A 252-nucleotide genomic window follows, 5' to 3' on the forward strand; every position below is an offset into this window, starting at 1 on the left:
GGTGGTTGACAGCGCTTCTTGGTGCTGTATGATTCGCCTCCCGCTACGAGAGATCGCAGCGAGCCAAGTGTTTGAAGCTAAACGAGTTTCTCGCAAAAAACTTCAAAATAAACGCTTGACAGGCCCTGAGGAAAGCGTAGAATGCGCGCCTCGGTTGAGACGAAAAGCTCTTAACCAAACGCTCTTTAACAAATTGAATCAAGCAATTCGTGTGGGTGCTTGTGAGTACGGACTGATAGTCAAAAAGATTAT

Annotated in this window: 1 protein-coding gene; it reads left to right on the forward strand. The window is 46.4% G+C overall.

The features are described 5' to 3' along the window. Positions 1–28: 28 nt before the first annotated feature. Positions 29–252 (forward strand): hypothetical protein (locus DM807_RS27555; protein WP_218647908.1); only part of this gene is annotated, 224 nt, incomplete at its 3' end.

This window comes from Pseudomonas hunanensis (genome assembly GCF_013393325.1).
GTDB classification, from domain to species: Bacteria; Pseudomonadota; Gammaproteobacteria; order Pseudomonadales; family Pseudomonadaceae; genus Aquipseudomonas; species Aquipseudomonas putida_P.